An 18,768-nucleotide genomic window follows, 5' to 3' on the forward strand; every position below is an offset into this window, starting at 1 on the left:
AAAAAAAAGAAGCATATCGCCGTAACGACACGCTTCTTCCTCCTTCAGTCAGTCCTGACCTTAAGGCATAGAAAAGGCGCATGATTACGTTGACGTAACCATGCGCCTTTGATGATGGGGGTACCCTCTATCAAAGAAAAACGACGCGCGGATGGATTACGTTATTCATGTTCAAACGATGATTCGTTGCAGCAGTTAGATTCATGTGAATGTTTGTATTCATGTAACGTAACCCTCCTCTCGATAAAATCTAATTGTCACTTTATCATTCAGACATATAGCTGTCAACCCCTGTAACCGTATTCTTTGGCTATAATCAAACGTTACCAAGCTCGGAAGACTTGCCATTACCCTCCGAACATTCAGTCCTTCATTCATACCACCCGTCACAAATTGTTACCGTTTTCTGTGATTGTGATCACAGAGCATTCGCTTTACCCGCGGCTATACTTTGTTTATACCTGAAGGCACAGTGAGGGCTTGTGAATCTAGATCATTCCTTGCTGGAGAGCCGCTAACCATTGGAGGGGTTTCGATGTTAAGCACGCAATCGATTCAAATCATTAAATCCACCGTACCTGTTCTTGAGGTTCATGGCGTCACGATTACGAAACGGTTCTATGAGCTGCTGTTCACCAACCACCCTGAGCTGCTGAATATTTTCAATCACGCCAATCAAAAACAAGGAAAACAACAAACCGCTCTAGCGAATACCGTTTACGCTGCGGCCGTGCACATAGACAATCTAGCAGCGATCATTCCCGTTGTGAAGCAAATTGGGCATAAGCATCGGAGTCTGGGCATTCTGCCCGAACACTATCCGATTGTTGGCAAATTTCTATTGCAAGCTATCAAAGATGTCCTTGGAGATACTGCAACAGATGACATTTTGTCCGCTTGGGCTGAAGCATACGGCATTATAGCCGATGCCTTCATCAGCATTGAGAAAGAAATGTATGAGGAAACGCATGCACAGACCGGCGGCTGGGAAGGGTTCCGTCCGTTCAAGATCGAACGCATCGTTAAGGAAAGCGAGGTCATCTCCTCCTTTTATTTGGTTCCCGAAGATGGCGGTGCCATCGCGAGCTTCCTGCCGGGACAGTATGTGAGCGTTAGAATTAAAAAGGAAGGCAACGAGCATACACAAATTCGCCAATACAGCCTGTCAGATGCTTCAGGCAAACCTTATTACCGCATTTCTGTGAAGAGAGAGGATGCTTATGGGGAACGGCCTGCAGGCGAAGTATCGACGTATTTGCATCAATGCGCGCAAGAAAGCAAGGTCATCATGCTGTCCGCCCCTGCTGGCGATTTCACTTTGAACACCGCTGATGAGCGCCCAGTTGTGCTGCTAAGCGGCGGCGTTGGCATAACTCCGATGATCAGCATGCTGAACACACTCACCGAGCAGTATAAATCACGTCAGGTTACGTTCATCCATGCGGCGCAGCACGGCGCATTCCATGCGATGAGAGACGCGGTGAAGGAGCTTGCAGAGCAAAATCCTCAGCTTGCTGTATATTACTGCTATGAGAAGCCTTCAGATGAAGATCGACAGCTTCAGCTTTTCGACAAGGAAGGGCATATTGATCTAGTTTGGCTGAAATCCATCATTCCGAATGCGAACGCCCACTATTATTTCTGCGGTCCAACACCTTTCATGGCTGCTATTAACCAATCGCTTCTGCAATGGGGTATCCCGCAGGCCGATATTCATTATGAGTTTTTCGGTCCATCTGCGAGCCTTGAGCCGGCAGCAGCCCGCTAATCAGCTTGCATCATTTCATCTGGGCACGCAGCAGTCGATTGACCGTCTCACGCCTAAGGCCGATAAGCTGACCAATCTCATCCTGCGTAAGCACATCCGTAATCGGTGCAGCGCCTATATACATCGCGAACCATTGCTGAAGCTTCGCCAGCTTGTCGACGGGAGCGACTTGCGTTAATTGGTCTATTCGCTGCTGCATCATACGAAGCTTGCCTTGGAGAAGCAGTGCGATTTCGCGGCTCTTCTCCGGGCTGCGCTCAAGCTCGTTGTACCATTGCTGGGGCGATACAAGCTCGACCTCGCAGGTTACGAGTGCTATCGCCGTCCCGTGATAAGGCATAGGACTAATTAATGAATGATGAGGAATCATTTCGTCCGGTACAATGATATTCACTAAAAAGGGATTGCCATCCTCATGGACGCGCACAATCTTCAGCAATCCGCTCTTCAAATGATACAGCGACCCGCTTTCTCCTTGATGAAACAGCGTTTGTCCTTTATGCAGCAGCATGCCGTTCCTCCTTATAACTAAGCCCAGCCGTTAGTCGGTTGGGCTTTTTATGATTCACCTACAATTTCTAACCCTATCGCAATTCTAATAATGACACATTTAGGGAATTGACTGTACAAGTTCTTGCGGAGTAGAATATAACATGCTAAGTAAGTTTATCGGTTTATCCAACTATGAAAGAAGGCGAGCTCGCAGCATGCATGTACGTACCTATGCGATTTGCTTATATATCATCTTCATTTACTGGATTTCGTCTCATATCCCACATATGCAATCGTTATTTTTCCCTACGCTAGGCGCCTTCAGCCTGCTCTTCATTTCACGGCCGTTCGAGAAAGCAGAGGTTCGCAAGATCGCCTTCGGCGCCGTTATTTCCTCCATTGTCGGATCGGTATCTGTGTATATTCACCCCGGCGTTATATCGCTGCTCCTGACACTTGTTATCGTTATTTCCTTCATCAATACGTTCAAATGGAATGCGCCGCCTATTCTTGCCGTGTCGCTCATCCCCTTTTTCACGCAGCCACCACTGCTCTGGGTCATTCCTATATCCGTCTGCGTTGCTCTGATCGGCTTGATGCTTACACTTTCGGCTGCGGCGTACATCGAGAAACGGTTCGGCACGCTGTCCTTGTTACCAAAGCGCGCCAAGCGTAAACGGCTGAAGCCGACCTCTAGCGGCTAAGCTAACGTTTCGCGTAGAAATATAGAGAAAGTTGGGGAAGTCATATACTTTCCTATATTTGAGTAAGTCGAATCGGACTCCGTACTGTAATCAGCTCCGCCACTCCTCCGGCAGCAGCCGCTTATATTGCGGCTGCGAATACCGATCATCGACGAGCACCAGCGTTCCACGATCGGTTTCTGAGCGAATTAAACGGCCGCCCGCTTGCAGCACCTTGTTCATACCAGGAAATACGTAGGCGTAATCATAGCCGCTCTTGCCCTGCCCGTTGAAATAATCCTTCAGCATATTCCGCTCCACGCCTAGCTGCGGCAGGCCGACTCCAACGACGATGACGCCAACCAGCCGTTCACCGGCTAGATCAATTCCCTCAGAGAACACGCCGCCCATTACGGCAAAGCCAATTAACGACTTCCCGCTGCCAGACTGGAATGAAGCGAGAAATTGATCCCGCTCCTCCTCTGCCATGTCCTGCTTCTGCAATAGAACCTCCGTATCAGACGAAGCGCCAGCTGGTATCGACCATGCCCTAAGCTCCATGTAAGTCTCATACACCGCATTCATATAGGCATAGGAAGGAAAGAACACGAAGTAATTGCCGGGACGCTCATGCATCAGCTCCATGATAAGCTTCGCGATCGGCAGCTTCGATTCATCACGATCATGATAGCGCGTCGAGAGCGGCTTCACGATAACATCAAGCTGCTCCCTCGAAAAGGGAGACGGCACCGCAAGCGTATAATCATCCTCCCCTGCACCCAGCATGTCCATATAATAAGAAACAGGTGAGAGCGTTGCCGAGAAATAAATATGCGAGCGATATCCTTTGCCCATATGCTGAAGCAGCTGAGAAGGGTCCAAGCAGAACAGCTTCAACCGCACATCGCTTTTCGTCAGCTCCGTATACACAACATAGCGCTCATCGAACAGCTTCGCTGTACGTATAAAGCTCTGGGCTGTGAAATAGGCATCCAGCAGCACGCCGCCAGTCCCCATGCCCGCTGCAAGCGCCTGCTCAGCAGCCGAAGCGAAGGCATTGACTAGCCCTACCAGTTCCTCCGGCAGCTGGTGCTCGACTAGATGCGGTGCGCCGTCGCTTTTTTTGCGCAGCGCAATAAAGTAATCGTTAATGGCCTTCGCCGTGCGGTAGCCCTCGCTATGTTCACCCTTCAGCTCACGCTGCAAGGCGAGAAACGGTGCCTTCGACAGCTCCGCTGAGAACATCTCTCGCGCACGATCCACTAAATTATGTGCTTCATCAACTAGCAATGCCGTTCGTTTCTTCATCTCCGCATATTGGCGCTTGAATGAAATCCGCGGGTCAAATATGTAATTATAATCGCAAATGACAGCATCCGCTGCGTAAGCCAAATCAAGTGAGTATTCAAACGGACATACGCGATGCTTATGAGCATAGGCCTCAATGACCGATCTAGTCATCACCGTCTCTTGCTCCAGAATATCCAGAACCGCACCATTAATGCGATCATAATAGCCGTCTGCATAGGAGCAGTGCTCCTTCTCGCAGCGAACCTCTTCTTGGAAGCAAATTTTGTCTTTGGCCGTTATCGTGACAGCATGCACATGCAGCCCTTTCTCCTTCATGAACAGCAGAGCATCCTCAGCGGCAGCTCTTGTTGTCGTCCTCGCCGTCAAGTAATAGAACCGCTGCAGCATGCCTTCGCCGATTGCCTTAATAGCTGGAAAGGTCGTGGATATCGTCTTCCCGATGCCGGTAGGCGCTTTCGCGAACAATCGGACCCTCTCCTGAATCGACTTATAGACTGCTCCCGCAAGCTTGCGCTGTCCAGCCCGATACGCATCAAATGGAAACGCAAGTTCGCCGATGCTCGCATTCCTAACCTGTTCATGCCTGCGCTGCTGCCGCGCGTAAGGCGCATACCGGGCAGCAACCTCATGGACATATTGCTCCAGCTCTGCGAAGCTCGCTTCTCTTGCGAAGCGGCGCTCCTCTTCCGTATCCGTCTGGACGTAGGTCAACTGCACGCGCATAGACGCCTGCTCATGCTCCTTCGCATACATATATGCATAGAAAAGCGCCTGCGCCCAGTGCACGGGATACCCGTCATCCGTTATACGGTCAAGGTCGCCGCCTGTAGATTTAATTTCATCGACGGTGAGCAGCGGCTCCGTAAAGAGCAGTCCGTCACAACGTCCGTCCACGACAAACAGCAGATCATCCACTTCGATGTCCGCCTTAACATAAACTTCTTTCGCGTCCTGCTCCCCGTAAGCTCGCTGCACTCTTTGATGAGCCTTGGTACCCTCATGCATCGCATCGATCGCATTCAACCTAACATCGATGCTTCCGCTCAGAAACACATATTCCACCAAATGCCTTACTGAAATCGCAACCGTTCCATTTATTAGCATAATGCCTTCTCAACCGCCCCATAAAGAACATTCGTTCTTCAATTGTACCACATGCATGCTGCCAAATAGCCAACCTATACAAAGAAGCACCCCCTTGTCCATTTCTAAAATGGAGCAGAAGATGCTTCTTTTAACGCATAAGCAGGCATGCACGCAGAATGCTCCTTGGACTAAGGAATGGCGTAGTTAACGCTCGTCCGCCTCTTCTTCTGGATGATTTCCTACGCCGTTCAACAAATCTGTGCCGTGAAACTCCTCGCCTGGCGAAGCAGGGTCAACCGGGCTATCTTTCGCAATCATATCCGCATCGGGAACTGCGGCAAGCTCCTCCGAAATTTCCTCGGCTGTATCCACCTCAGAATAGCTGTTCATATCCAGTGTGTCTGGAATATGCGATTCATGCACATGAGTATCCCCTTGTGGATACTGGTTAGCAAGCCTTTCATCCGCAGCGGGTACGGCATCCGCATTCGCCTCCTCCGTGAACAAACCAAAAGCCGGATCAATATCCCTTTCGGTAGCCAAGCTACCTACATGTCCTTTATTACGTTCGTTAGCGTTATCCATTTGATGACCTCCTCAAACGTTTCTACCCTATAATACCCACTATACTCATGCTTCTAACCAAAAACTCAAACAGTCTTTGTCGAAAAAAAAGGATGCAGCTGTAAATTCGTCGAACCCTATGCATACTGCACCTTAGAAATGGAGGCTTATATGTCAAGGCCACATCTTCAAAGCTTACTTATTACATTCAATTGGAACCGATTAATTCTTAATATTTTGTGGGCTATATCCTTTGTTGTATTCGCTTCGCAATGGTTAATTTTTAAAGTAATCACAACAAAGCTGCCTTTTTTAATGTCTATGAATGATTTGGAGCAAGAAATGCTCATACCTAATTCAATCTCTCTCATCGTTATGGTTGGACTTGAGCTCTGGCATCGGACTTATCCCAAGTGGACAGAAGGTGCCATCCTAACCGCATCGATAACGCTTTCGTTTGTTTATTTGTATTTCATAAGCGATTATTTTGCTGCTGCCCCTGTCATTCTGCTGTTTCCTATTTTCATTTCCACCATCTATTTCAAAAAGAAAGATCTGCTGATTTGCCTAGTCATATGTGTTGGCGGGTTAATCGGATGCTACTTCATGTACGAGGATCATTCGCCGTATACGATGATCAACTTCATTATAATAACCTGTACCATTCTGATTGCCGCTCTTACTGGGTTTGCCGTTATTGAGCGGGGCAGTGAGCTGGTTACCCAGCTCGATAGTGTACAGCAATCCGAGCAGGAGCTTCGCGTGCAGACGATACTTATGGAGCGTATGGCCAAGATTGATCCTTTAACAGGCTTGCATAACCATAAATCGTTTCATGAATATATCGAAAAGCTGCTTGAGGATCAGAGGCTCCACGCATTCCCCATCCAGCTTGCCATTCTCGATATTGACAATTTCAAGCAGGTTAATGATACGTATGGGCACTGGGCAGGCGACATTGCACTCAAACAAGCTGCAGGCTGTATGGCCGATTATATTGGCAAGAGTAGCTTTGCAGCCCGGTACGGCGGTGAAGAGTTCGTCATCTTGCTGCGAGAGAATAACATCCAAGCTGCTTGGCAAATCATAGAGAAGCTGCGAATCGCGATTGCTCGCAGCCCCATTGCTGAGATGAACCGCCGGCATATATCCGTAAGCATCGGACTGCATCAAATCGAAGCAGGTGAAACGAAGGAATATGCCTTCCAACAGGCAGATCAAGCGCTCTACGTTTCTAAGAGAGAGGGCAAAAACCGGACGACAATCCAGTAAACAGAAGACAAGCTGTCAATCTGCTCATACCTTACGAATAACAGCCTGCAATCACGATTGTCGCGTTATCCTGGTACGGCCGTTGCTGGTTCATGACATGGGTAATGATAGACGCCGCCGCTTCAGGGGGAGACAGCGTCAGTGCTTCCCCCAGAAGCTCCTCGGACAAATCTTCATTCAGCCCATCACTGCTCAGAATAACAAAGTCACCTGCTGTTAAGTGAAGAGGTACTAGATTCGCATCGATTTCCGTAACGAGTGGTATGCCTAGGTAGCTCGTCAGCAAATGACGTTCTGGATGCGCTGCCGCTTCCTCCTCTGTCAGCTCGCCGGCTTCCACTCGTTCCTGCAGTCGATTGCCATAAATATGATCCTTCGTTAGGGCCGTTAAGCGGCCGCCTCGATACAAATATATACGGCTGTCACCCGACGATATCCAGAATAAGCGTCCTTCCTGAATAACAACAGCAACCAGTGTGGTGCCCACGCTCCATTCCAGCTCATGCGTTAACGCCAGCTCATAAACTGCCTGGTTAGCAGCATGCAAGGCTCTTCGAAGCGCATGCGGCGCCAACTCTTCAGCCGCTCTCTTCCCATATTGCTCAAGCATCACTTGCGCTGCCAGCTGTCCTGCTTCCTTGCCCATTTCATAGCCGCCCATCCCATCCGCCAACACAGCCAGCACACCTTGTCGCTTAATGATTGCCTCATCCTCCAAATCTGAGATGCGATAGTCATCTTGCTGCTCCTCACGTTCGCCAATATACTGCGCATAACCAAGACGAATCTGAATGATGTCCTGGTCAGAGCTTCCTCTTTGCTGAGTGACACGCCTAAGAATCGTAAGTTCCGCTGCCAGCAGCAGGCCGATCGCTATCCATATCCACCATATTCCATTCATCGCATTCCCGCCTCGCCCTCGAACTTGGCCCGTACACAAGCTTCCCTTCATTTATATTCATATTGGGCTGAGCAGTCATTTATGTTCACTAATAGGCACAGTGAAGAGCCCCGTACAGCTAGCTGTACGGGGCTCTTCTTATAACTGTTTATTTCTTCACAATATCCTGCACGGCTTTGTCGAACTTCTCAAGCAATTGATCGCTTGTAATTTGTTTGCCGAGGTACTCCTGCATAGCCGCTCCCCATTGCTGCGTAATGCCGTCAGGGAAACGATCCCAGTTCCATCCCTTTACTTGCTCTGGATTCGCGCTTGCGAACGCTCCGAAGTCGCCGCCGATCTTGCCTACTGCTTCTGAATTCGATGGAATGGACGACAGCGCTGGAACGAATTTAAAGTCGGTGGAGATGAATTTTTTACCTGTCTCCGAAGTGACCATCCAGTTCAAGAAGGCTTTCGCCTCTTCAACCTGTGCCGATTTGTTATTGACGATCCAGTTGTTCGGCACACCTGTGAATACATTCGGTTTGCCTTGAAGCGGTACAGCCATCATGCCAAGATTAAGTGCAGGGTCGATCTCATCAACCATACCTTGAATCCAGTTTCCGTGCTGAATCATCGCATATTTGCCAGCCGCGAACTCCGCTACCTGCGTGTTGTAATCCGTTGTCAAAGCGTTGTCTTGACCGTTCGCGAACATGATGTCAACAAGGCGAATCCATTCTTTCATAATGGGATCATCCTTCAGCTTCACAGTGCCTGCCTTAACGTCTTCAATGAAAGCAGCCGGATCCGGTTGATTCGCGAAAGCGATATTCAGCGTATGAATGCCCATCGACCACCATTCGGAAGTCAGTGCGAACGGCGTAATACCTGCGTCCTTCAGCTTTTTGGCAACAGCGTCGAGCTCATCAAGCGTTTGCGGAAGCTCGGTAATACCTGCTTTGGCGAACAAGTCCTTGTTATACGTGAAGCCGTAAGCTTCAAGGTTCATTGGCATGCCGAGCAGCTTACCGTCACGTGTAATTTGTGCTTTGGATGCTTCAACTAGATCCTTCGCCCACGCTTCACCAGAGAGGTCTGTCGCACGGTCCGCATAAGGATCGAAGCCTGCCCACCCGCTGGAGTTGAAAATTTCCGGTTCTTCGCCTGCAGCCAGCTCCGCTTTCAGCAATGCGCTGTAATCTTCGCCGCCGCCATGCGTCTCGATTTCTACCTTAACGCCGGTTTCCTTCTCATACTCGGCAGCCAGCTTCCCAAGGGCCTCTGCAATCTCTACTTTAAACTGGAACACTTTAATGGTGACATCCTTCTTCGGTGCCTCGGTTGGATCCGGCTCTGCAGCTGTATTATTTGTTTTCGCTGGTGCGTTTGTTGCTTTCTCGCCGTTTGTGTTGTTGCCGCAGCCGCTTAACAGAACGATAACCATGATAGCCGCGAGCATTAGAAAAGAAACTTTTTTCATCTTATGACCTCCCGCAAATTTTATATATCTTCTTTTTTTGTAACGCTTACATCGTCATTATAATGGTGCAACAAGCTAGCATAACACCGAATATATTGTACATATAGGTGTAAAATGTTGATAACTTCCATTTATTCTAGTGAAGCAATCAGCCTTTCACCGATCCAGCCGTAATACCCTCAATAATATGCTTCTGTAAAAACAAGAAAAATATAATAATCGGAATCGTACTCAGTGTGAGGGCTGCCATAGCCAAATCCCATTTGCGCAAATACTGTCCGAAAAACTTCTGCACGGCGAGTGGAATCGTGGTCAGATTGTCATTGATTACAAGTACGGGAAGCAGGTAGTCATTCCAGATCCACAGCACATTCAGAATGATGACTGTGACTGTAATAGGTTTGAGCAGCGGGAATACGATTCGCCAGAATACGCCGTACGGCGAGCAGCCATCCATCACCGCAGCCTCTTCCACCTCGAGCGGTACCGATTTGATAAAACCGTGATACAAAAACATCGATAATGAAATACCGAAGCCCATGTAACAAATAACGATACCATACAGATGACCGCGAAGCTCGAACAAGGAAGTAATGCGCATAAGCGGCAGCATCACCGACTGGAACGGAATGATCATCGCAGCAATCAGTACGGTAAGCAGCAGCTTGTTGAAGGTCGTCGGCCTTCTTACCAAGCGGTATGCCATCATCGAGCTGACGATTACGAGCAGCAGTACACTAATCGAAGTGATGAGAAATGAGTTCAAGAACACCGTCGGAAAATCAATCGCTACCCATGCCCGCTTGAAGTTGTCCAGTCCCAGCTTCTCCGGCAGGGAAGCAGCGTTCAGGAGAATGTATTTGAGTTCCTTGAATGAATTGACGATCAGAAAGTAAAACGGTGTCAGAAAGATAAGAGCCACAGCAACACCGATAAGCTCCAGCAGCAGAATGAGCGGTGTATAACGCTGTCTGTTCTCCATTATGCTTCAACCTCCTTCTTCTTCGTAATCCATACCTGCGTGACCGTAATCAGCGCAACGCCGAAAAAGAAGATCATCGCTTTGGCCGTACCGAGGCCATAACGGTTGTTCACCAATCCCTCGCGGTAGACGTTGAGCGCGATCGATTCGGTCGCATTGCCTGGTCCGCCAGCTGTTAGCGATAAGTTAAGGTCGAACATTTTGAACGAGTTGGAGGTCGTTAGGAACAAGCAGATTGTAATCGCCGGCATGATAAGCGGTACCGTTACGGAGCGCAGCAGCTGCCAAGCACCGGCGCCATCGATCTTGGCTGCTTCGATCAAATCCTTGGGCACACTGATCATTGCTGCGATGTAGATAATCATCATGTAGCCGGCTGTCTGCCAGACAAAGACAATAACGATGCCCCAGAATGCCGTGTTTGGTGTGCCAAGCCATTGGAGGTTGAAGAAGCCGATGTTCGTAGCCTCGCCAATCGCCCGGAAGCCCCGCACGAATATAAAGTACCAAATGTAGCCGAGCAGCAGGCCGCCGATCACGTTGGGCAAGAAAAACACGGTGCGCAGAAAATTGCGGCTCTTGAGATTGCGTGTCAGCAGCAGCGACAGTAGAAAAGCCATGACGTTGGTGACAACGACAGCCGCAACTGTGAATTTGGTCGTGAACCAGAATGCATGCCAGAACCGCTCGTCGTCGGTAAATATTTTAATTATATTTTTCATCCCCGTCCACTTGGCATTGCCAAGATCCATCCCGTTCCATTCGGTGAAGGTGTAATAGAACCCCATGACGAACGGCGCAAGCACAATCAGTATAAAGGCGATAAGCCCCGGACCGACAAAGACCGTTTGCTGAACCCATTCGGTCCATTTGATTTTTTTGGACATCATCCTCGTCCCCTCTCTCTTTCCCTCTGACGGAAGCTATCTGTTCATATTCACAGTATAAAACCGAGAGACGGAACCCGAACACTGAGGATGATGATAACGTTGGTGGACTATATTGACCATCGGCAGGCAGATCGGTTACTGTGTATGCATAGAACAGAAAGCGGGAGATGGCGGTCATGAATAAGGGGAAACCGTTCAATACGATTCGAAAAAAGCTAATGCTGCTGCTGCTTGCGGCCACGATTCTCCCCATTGCCACCTCAATGGTCATTTCTTACAACGCAACGACCAAATCAATTACCGAGGAAGCGATCGCCAAAAATAACCGTCTGCTCTCGCTTGGCAAAACGAACATCATGAACTACATGAACAACATCAACCAAAAGTCGCTTGCCGTCTATAATGCGATGAACGTGCCGCGCTCGTTGTATTATATTTTGGAGCACAGCATGGAGGATGAAGTGTTCCCGAACGATCTGACAGACATTATCCGCAATCGCAATTTGCTGAAGGACCACCTCTACAACATGTACCAAAGCGTCAGCGAATTTCATAAAGTCAGGCTGTATGTCGTGAACCAGAATGCCACTTATTTGCTCTGGAATGACGATATCAAGGTCGGGCAGCATGCAGAAGCTGTTCTCCAGACAACTAAAAAAACATACATCGAGCCCTCGCATCAGAGCCATAACTACGGACTCGTCGATTTAAAATCTACTGCTACCGAAGAAATGGTGTTCACGCTGCACCGCCCCATATTTCTAGCGCCTAGCGAGGTGCTGCTAGCGGAGCTGTCCATCGACGTAAGGCTTCATGTACTCGAAGACCTGAACCGCCAGCTGTATGACGGCGGCCAAGAAAATTTTTATATTACGGACGCGAACGGCCAAATTGTGTTATCCTCGGATAAAAGTGAGATTGGCACGGAGGCCAAGCAAAGCTGGCTCAGCACCGTTCTGCAATCAGGCCAGGACAGCGGCCACTTCGACTGGAAAGCGGAGTCATTCGATGGCATGGTTTTCTATGACCGGATCAAAACGCCGTACATGGATTGGTATTTGATCAAACAAACACCCTATAAGCATCTCTATAGTGCGGCAGACCGAATTGCACGTATCAATACTGCCGTCGGCATCGCTTTTCTGGCTGTCGTCGTGTTTGCAACCTTGTTCATCTCCATCCGATTTACGAAGCCGCTGCTGCGCCTAATCGGGTACGTGAACAAGATCGAAACTGGCAATCTGAACGTGTCGATTGACATTCACAGCAATGATGAGATCGGCTTGCTGGCACGGCGTTTCCGCTCTATGATGCAGACGATCAACAATCTGATCCTAACCGAATATCGGCTTGAGATCGCCAACAAGACCAATGAATTGAAAGCGCTGCAAGCGCAGGTCAATCCGCATTTCCTGTACAATGCACTGCAATCCATCGGCACTGTATCCTTGCAGCACGGAGACAAGAAAGCCTATTCCTTAATCACGTCCCTTGGCAAAATGATGCGCTATCAAATGAATACGATGAATGCCGTCGTAGAGCTTAGCCGAGAGCTCGATTATGTGCAAGCTTATCTCGATTTGCAGAAGCAGCGCTTTGATACCGCCCTTCATATTCAGCTCCATATTGACGAGCAAACAAAAGATATTCTGATTCCCAAAATGATTCTGCAGCCGCTTCTTGAAAACTTTTTCAAGCACGGATTTGTGCAAACGTTTGAGCATCCGTCCGAGCTGGTTATTACCAGCCTATTAGACGCTGATCGGCAATTATTGTCCATCGAAGTGAAGGACAATGGCTGTGGATTGTCGGAGGAGCGGCTGCAGGAGGTATTGAATCAATTGCATAAGGTGCCTCGACTTGGAGCTCTCCATCCGGAGAACGAAGATGAAAGCGGCATCGGACTGCATAATGTGCTTTCGCGGCTGCGGCTGCATTTCGACGACAACGCTGCAATGGAGCTGCACCGCGTACAGCCTCACGGCTTTTCCGTTACGATTCATATTCCGCTGGCGAAGGAGAATGAGGAATGAAGGCATTAATTATTGACGATGAGAAGCATGTGAGGGAAGCCATTCGCATGCTCGTGCCTTGGACGCAGCTTGGCATCCATACGCTGCTGGAGGCACAGGATGGCATAGTGGCTACGGAGCTGATCCGCTCCGAGCGTCCAGAAATCATATTTACCGATATGATGATGCCGAACATGGACGGTACGGAGCTCTTGCAATGGACTGCCGCGCACGCGCCTGCCAGCAAAATCATCGTCATCAGCGGCCACGATGATTTCAGCTTCGTACGCCATGCGGTCAAATACGGTGGAGTCGATTACATTCTCAAGCCGATTGATGCCGAACAGCTCGTGAGCGCGCTGACCAAAGCGGTAAACTGCTGGATGGAAGAAGAGCAGGAACGTGTACGCAAACGCAGCATGAGCATCGAGCTGAACCAGCTAAAGCCGATGTATCTAGAGCAATATTTCTCCACAATCATTAATGAGCCAGGTGCCCATCCAAGCTTTGCTGATACACTCAGACAGGAGCTTGGTATCGTGGAGCCGATTGCGAGTGTCCGAATCGCCGTCCTCCGGCTGGAGCTAACCCCGCCTGCTGTACGCGACAAATTCACTGACGGCCTTGATCTGCTGCTGTTCTCGCTGACGAATATTTGCAATGAATTTCTAAAGGGGCAGCAGCAAGGCTTTGCGCTTCGTCACTGGGGCCATGAGCAGGAGATTGTGCTGCTGTTCTGGGGCGAGAGCAGCCATGCTCCGGCACTGATCCAAGAAATCAACGATGCCATTTATACTGCACTCAAGGCTCGGTTTCACTTTGGCCTTGGCGAATCATTCGCTTTCCCTGCAGCCGGCGCCAGCGCCTATCAGCAAGCGAAACTCGCGCTGCTTCAACGGAATTTGCTCGCGAACGACACTTACTGCCACTTGTACAACGTCGCTCCAAGCACGAGCAAGAATACCTCGCTGCTGTTCAGCGAGCATGAAGAGCAAATTCGATTTGGCGTGCTCAGTGGCAGCAAAGAGCAGATTCGTCGCGCCCTGAAGCCCTGGTTCGATACGCTGGAGCAAGAGAGCTACCTCTCTCTTGAGCAGCTTATTGTATGGCGACAGCAGTATATGCTCGCCATGTCGATTTGGGAGTCCAAGCATGCCCGCAGCCGCAAGCGCAGCCCGGCATCGGGAGCTTTGGAGCAGACCATGCTGCCCGTCGATGCGAATGGTTTTTTTGATTTTGAACAATGGAAGAACGCCGTATTAACGGAAGCTTATGACATCTCAGCGCAGCTTGCGGAGCAAGACAAGGAGCGCAGCGTCATTGAGGAAATTGCCAGCTATATTGAGCAGCACCCGCATGAGGAAATTACACTTCAGGACATATCCGAACGTTTTTATTTGAGCAGGGAGTACATTTCTCGCAAATTCAAGCAAGAGACGAATGGAAACCTCTCCGACTTCATAGCAGAGGTACGCATTAAACGTGCCAAGGAGCTTCTTGCCAACGGACAGTTGAAAATTTCGCAGGTTGCTGAGCTAGTCGGCTTCCAGGACGAGAAATATTTCAGCCGTGTCTTCAAGAAAAGAACGAACTGCTCGCCTAACGATTACCGGAAGCATCATTTCGGGACGGATGACTGAATCTCAGCAGAAAAAAGCCGAGCTCTGCATAAATGGCGTTAACCGTTCATGCGAAGCTCGGCTTCAATCTGTGAAAGAGGGAACTACATAATTGGCGTACCCTTTTTCAACGTCTTCATGTCGCTATTGGAGTTATTGAGCGCGGGCAGCATCTTCTCGCCGCTGACCATTGGTTCATGGCAGATCAAACAGGTAGGTACGTGATCAAAAGCAAAGTTATCGCGCATCCAGCTGTTGCACCCTTCCGTCTCGCATGTCCATACCTTCGTGTTTTCTTCCGGAATCTCTTCAAGCGGTTTTTTACGATTGTACATGGTCAGCCCCCTTCGCAATAAAAAGGAAAAACTGCCTCAAACCTTAGAAGTAAGGGGCAGTTATCGTTTATAAACAGCAGTGTATTGTGAATATGTGTTACAAACTTGCAAGTGATCTTATTATACCATATTTCGTCCAATAAAGGCAAATATGAGCTCGCGTTTGTGCGCCTTTTTTTTAAATATAGGAAAGTCATTTATTTCGCCAACATTGTCTATCTGTCTACGCGAAACGTTAGCTTATGCCTCCAGAGGACGGTTTCAGCCGTTTACGCTTGTAAAGGGATTGTAATAGGCGAATAACTGCTCCACCGGCTTAAAAAACAGATGCCCATCCTCCCATGGCTGAAAGTGCAGATCCATTCGTGAATCGCTCCAAGTCGTTGGAGTACCCTTCGTACTGAGCTTGCGAGGTGAACTGGGCTCTTCTACGACAACCGGAAACTCTTGGTACCCAAACAGCAGATTCTCGTGCATCGCTATGATCTCGTATTTGGGCCCATGAAAGGCCTGCTCTTCCTGCAGCTGATAATGAAAATAAATGTAGCTCGCCGCCATCTCTGGCTTCAAATGCGCCACCCTGCCTACCCTTCGCTCAACCTCTTCCTTGCGCAGCCAATGCTCTATACTGACAGGCTCATTGAAATGAAACACATCAATCATCGTGATCCACTTCCGTGCTTCCGGCTGGCCCGGCCAATCCGCTAAATATGGCTCCAAGGACGGCAGCAGGCTCTCAGGCTTCAACTGTTGATCCAAACATTCACAATATAAAAATAAATTACGCTCCCACCGAAAGCAGCCGATGGTCATGATCTCCCTCTGCTCCAACAGTGCATGAAACGACTGCTCCTGCTTCGCAGCTTCCATAGCTTCTACTTCCATGCCTTCTGTCATATACGCCCTAGCAATGAGTCTGATCATATGTACCTCGCTTTTCGTAATTTCTTTTTCAGCCATCATATCGAATTCCCAAGCCTGCATTCAATGGTTAGCTAATAAAAATTTCGTGTACATGCCTGAATTGTCCAATGTTGGTTATTCTAATGGGAGCAGCTTATCAATTAGCTGTATACGAGGAGGAATAAATGATGGATAGCACCAAAGCATTTGTCGATAAAATAAAAGCCAATCAGCATAAAGCTGAGCTAAACAAGCGGCGCAATGGCAATGGAAATCCAGCGGAACGACTCTCAAATAAGCAGCATTCGACGAATAAATAAACGAAACAGATCATGCTGCCTGCTAATTTCATACTGAAAGAGGATATCCCTCTTATTAGTCTAATGAGATACACTGGCAATATCAAAAAAACCAGTCCTCTCCCCTTATCATATGGAGAGTAGACTGGTTTTCTTCTTGTTTGACCTAGTACACGGCAATCTTATCCGATCTAAACCGAATATTCATGCGGGAAATACTCGATGCGCGAGTCCGTAACAATCGTAAGGCTGCCTTTGTCCGCATCATATTCGACCGGACCATCCTTTACGTAATACCACGTTTTCAACGTCGGTTGATCCGCATATTCCTGGAATATAAATACGTTCAATTCATTCTTATTTGCGAGTAGATCTTCGAGCACAGGGCCCTGCGGCAAGTTAACGGTGAATCGCCAGCCCCGCTCCAACGCCTCAACCGTATAAGGTACGTCCAGCTTATTGGAATCGAAAAACATCCGCCCGCCTACCGCGTGCTTCACCTGAAACGTTTGCTTCATCACGAAACTCCTCCCCAAAGTGTAAGCATACAAACCGCTTACGGCAAATCAATCAGCATAAAAAACGCTGGCGTTACCGCGGCAAAAGCAAGCTCATCCGCCGCATCGATCTGTGCGGTGTCGCCGATTTCCAGCTTCACTCCGTTTACTTCAAGTACGCCTTCAATTAAGTAAATAAATTGTTTGCGCCCTGTTTCGACAGGATACGCAAGCTCTTCACCTTGCTCCAGCTTGCTTAAATAAATCGTCATGTCTTGACCAATCGAAGCCGTATTCTCCAGCTCATGACTCGATACGACAGGCAGCAGCGCATTGTGCAGCTTATCAACATCGAAGCTGCTAGCTTCGTAAGAAGGTGCAAGACCGCGCTCCTTCGGCATAAACCAAAGCTGCAGCAATCGAAGCTCCGTTTCCTCCGAAGCATTAAATTCCGTATGAATAACGCCCGTACCTGCAGACATCCGCTGCACTTCTCCGAAAGAGGATACGACCGAGTTTCCCATATTATCTTCATGTCTAATCAGACCATTCAATACGATGGATACAATCTCCATATCGCTATGAGGATGTGCCCCGAAGCCTCTTCCTGGAGCCAAATAATCGTCATTGCACACACGCATTACGCTAAAGCCGGTTCGAGCCGGATCATTATAGGCTCCGAATGAGTAGCTGGGGTGGCTGCGAAGCCAGCCGAGATCTGCCGAATGCCGTTCTGCAGCGGGGAATACGTCGATCATCGTCTCTCCTCCATATAACATCTTATTTACTTACTTATTTATAGCAGGTTTCAGTCAGCCAAGCAACTGCTAATCCCTTACAGGATTCAACAGCGGCTCGAAGCCGTCAATATGGCATGCTACAACGTCTCCATCACGGATAACGACGGCACCTGGAGTACCCGTCATAATGATATCTCCGGGCAGCAGCGTCATCACTTGCGAGTGGTACGCCACACAAAACCAAGGTCGAAATTTCATATGAAATGTTAAGTTGGTATGAATGCTCTCTCCATTCAGCACGGTAGCCACCTGAATTGAAAGTGGGTCTGGAAACTCATCCTTTGTAACAAGCTGCGGTCCGAAGCTAAAGAAGGTATCGAAGCTTTTGGCTCTCGTCAAATACCGCTGATTACGAGCATGGATATCCGCTGCTGTCACATCGATCGTTGTCGTATAACCGGCGATGACGTCGTACACTTCCGCTTCGGTGATGTTTTTGCATGCTTTGCCGATAATGATGCCAAGCTCCGCTTCCGCTGTAATCTTCCCTGCATGAGCGGGCAGGCGGATCGGATCAAGCGGCCCAATAAGCGACGTATCTGGCTTCATGAAGCTGACGGGCTCTTCACTCGGATCGACTGCGGCAAGCTCCTCCGCATCCTTCACATAATTAAGACCGATTCCCCAAATTTTGCGAGGATAACGATACAGCGGAGCATATACTGCTTCCTCATGAGGTATCGCTTTAAGCTGTACAAGCTTGTCTTTTCCGCCAGCCCGATACCACTCCGTAAGAGACTCCAGCTCGCCTAATCGAATGAGTTCGAACAGCTCGACACTCCAATTCGCGGCTTCAGCCGCATTGATCGTTTCTATAAGAACGAGACCTTGCACACTAGCGACTGCGGCAAGCTCTTTTCCATTTGTTCGAATCGTTGCTACTTTCATG

The 18,768-nt window shown here is 48.9% G+C and carries 18 protein-coding genes; 6 read left to right on the plus strand and 12 right to left on the minus strand.

Annotation, left to right across the window (positions count from 1 at the left end):
* The first annotated feature begins 535 nt into the window (after positions 1-535).
* A complete protein-coding gene (gene hmpA / locus FGT79_RS16090) occupies positions 536-1,768 on the plus strand; it encodes an NO-inducible flavohemoprotein (RefSeq protein WP_138753840.1) in 1,233 nt (410 codons plus the stop codon).
* Between the two features lie 10 nt (positions 1,769-1,778).
* On the opposite strand, the gene FGT79_RS16095 is transcribed toward hmpA, so the two are convergent.
* Complete coding sequence (locus FGT79_RS16095; protein WP_138753841.1) at positions 1,779-2,279, minus strand: Crp/Fnr family transcriptional regulator; 501 nt, start codon at positions 2,277-2,279, stop codon at positions 1,779-1,781.
* Between the two features lie 142 nt (positions 2,280-2,421).
* On the opposite strand from FGT79_RS16095, the gene FGT79_RS16100 reads away from it, so the two are divergent.
* A complete protein-coding gene (locus FGT79_RS16100) occupies positions 2,422-2,964 on the plus strand; it encodes an HPP family protein (protein ID WP_138753842.1) in 543 nt (180 codons plus the stop codon).
* Between the two features lie 90 nt (positions 2,965-3,054).
* On the opposite strand, the gene FGT79_RS16105 is transcribed toward FGT79_RS16100, so the two are convergent.
* Together FGT79_RS16105 and FGT79_RS16110 are read right to left on the minus strand one after the other, a co-directional pair.
* Positions 3,055-5,358, minus strand: coding sequence for a helicase C-terminal domain-containing protein (locus FGT79_RS16105; RefSeq protein WP_425465019.1), 2,304 nt, complete (start codon positions 5,356-5,358; stop codon positions 3,055-3,057).
* Positions 5,359-5,544: 186 nt separating this feature from the next.
* On the minus strand, positions 5,545-5,925 hold the full coding sequence (locus FGT79_RS16110) for a hypothetical protein (RefSeq protein WP_138753843.1): 381 nt from the start codon (positions 5,923-5,925) through the stop codon (positions 5,545-5,547).
* Positions 5,926-6,075: 150 nt separating this feature from the next.
* Between FGT79_RS16110 and FGT79_RS16115 the strand changes: the two genes are divergently transcribed.
* Positions 6,076-7,176 (plus strand): GGDEF domain-containing protein, encoded by a 1,101-nt coding sequence (locus FGT79_RS16115; RefSeq protein WP_171056275.1) that lies wholly within the window; start codon positions 6,076-6,078, stop codon positions 7,174-7,176.
* A gap of 31 nt (positions 7,177-7,207) precedes the next feature.
* Here FGT79_RS16115 and FGT79_RS16120 read toward each other — a convergent pair whose 3' ends face one another.
* The 4 genes from FGT79_RS16120 to FGT79_RS16135 form a co-directional block, all read right to left on the minus strand.
* On the minus strand, positions 7,208-8,077 hold the full coding sequence (locus FGT79_RS16120) for a PP2C family protein-serine/threonine phosphatase (RefSeq protein ID WP_171056276.1): 870 nt from the start codon (positions 8,075-8,077) through the stop codon (positions 7,208-7,210).
* A gap of 148 nt (positions 8,078-8,225) precedes the next feature.
* Positions 8,226-9,542 carry an ABC transporter substrate-binding protein gene (locus FGT79_RS16125; protein WP_138753846.1) on the minus strand — a complete coding sequence of 439 codons (1,317 nt, stop codon included), beginning with the start codon at positions 9,540-9,542 and terminating at the stop codon, positions 8,226-8,228.
* A 148-nt stretch (positions 9,543-9,690) separates the two neighbouring features.
* Complete coding sequence (locus FGT79_RS16130; RefSeq protein ID WP_138753847.1) at positions 9,691-10,524, minus strand: carbohydrate ABC transporter permease; 834 nt, start codon at positions 10,522-10,524, stop codon at positions 9,691-9,693.
* Positions 10,524-11,411: a carbohydrate ABC transporter permease gene (locus FGT79_RS16135; protein ID WP_138754054.1), complete on the minus strand. Its 888-nt coding sequence runs from the start codon at positions 11,409-11,411 to the stop codon at positions 10,524-10,526. The genes FGT79_RS16130 and FGT79_RS16135 overlap by 1 nt, the downstream gene beginning before the upstream one ends.
* 179 nt (positions 11,412-11,590) lie before the next feature.
* Here FGT79_RS16135 and FGT79_RS16140 point away from each other — a divergent pair, with 179 nt between their 5' ends.
* Complete coding sequence (locus tag FGT79_RS16140) at positions 11,591-13,447, plus strand: sensor histidine kinase (protein WP_171056277.1); 1,857 nt, start codon at positions 11,591-11,593, stop codon at positions 13,445-13,447.
* A complete protein-coding gene (locus FGT79_RS16145; RefSeq protein WP_138753849.1) occupies positions 13,444-15,066 on the plus strand; it encodes a response regulator in 1,623 nt (540 codons plus the stop codon). Before FGT79_RS16140 ends, FGT79_RS16145 begins: the two co-directional genes overlap by 4 nt.
* An 83-nt stretch (positions 15,067-15,149) precedes the next feature.
* Here FGT79_RS16145 and FGT79_RS16150 read toward each other — a convergent pair whose 3' ends face one another.
* Together FGT79_RS16150 and FGT79_RS16155 are read right to left on the minus strand one after the other, a co-directional pair.
* Positions 15,150-15,380, minus strand: a complete 231-nt coding sequence (locus tag FGT79_RS16150) for a cold-shock protein (RefSeq protein WP_053373644.1) — start codon at positions 15,378-15,380, stop codon at positions 15,150-15,152.
* 261 nt (positions 15,381-15,641) lie between these two features.
* Positions 15,642-16,343 (minus strand): hypothetical protein, encoded by a 702-nt coding sequence (locus FGT79_RS16155; protein WP_246096462.1) that lies wholly within the window; start codon positions 16,341-16,343, stop codon positions 15,642-15,644.
* Between the two features lie 125 nt (positions 16,344-16,468).
* Between FGT79_RS16155 and FGT79_RS16160 the strand changes: the two genes are divergently transcribed.
* Positions 16,469-16,603, plus strand: coding sequence for a DUF4023 family protein (locus FGT79_RS16160; protein ID WP_342778492.1), 135 nt, complete (start codon positions 16,469-16,471; stop codon positions 16,601-16,603).
* A 170-nt stretch (positions 16,604-16,773) separates the two neighbouring features.
* Here FGT79_RS16160 and FGT79_RS16165 read toward each other — a convergent pair whose 3' ends face one another.
* The 3 genes from FGT79_RS16165 to FGT79_RS16175 form a co-directional block, all read right to left on the minus strand.
* Positions 16,774-17,100: a hypothetical protein gene (locus FGT79_RS16165; RefSeq protein ID WP_138753850.1), complete on the minus strand. Its 327-nt coding sequence runs from the start codon at positions 17,098-17,100 to the stop codon at positions 16,774-16,776.
* 38 nt (positions 17,101-17,138) lie between these two features.
* Positions 17,139-17,837: a pirin family protein gene (locus FGT79_RS16170; RefSeq protein WP_138753851.1), complete on the minus strand. Its 699-nt coding sequence runs from the start codon at positions 17,835-17,837 to the stop codon at positions 17,139-17,141.
* Positions 17,838-17,906: 69 nt separating this feature from the next.
* Positions 17,907-18,767: a fumarylacetoacetate hydrolase family protein gene (locus FGT79_RS16175; RefSeq protein WP_138753852.1), complete on the minus strand. Its 861-nt coding sequence runs from the start codon at positions 18,765-18,767 to the stop codon at positions 17,907-17,909.
* Position 18,768 lies beyond the last annotated feature (1 nt).

The organism is Paenibacillus sinopodophylli (assembly GCF_005930355.1).
GTDB lineage: Bacteria > Bacillota > Bacilli > Paenibacillales > Paenibacillaceae > Pristimantibacillus > Pristimantibacillus sinopodophylli.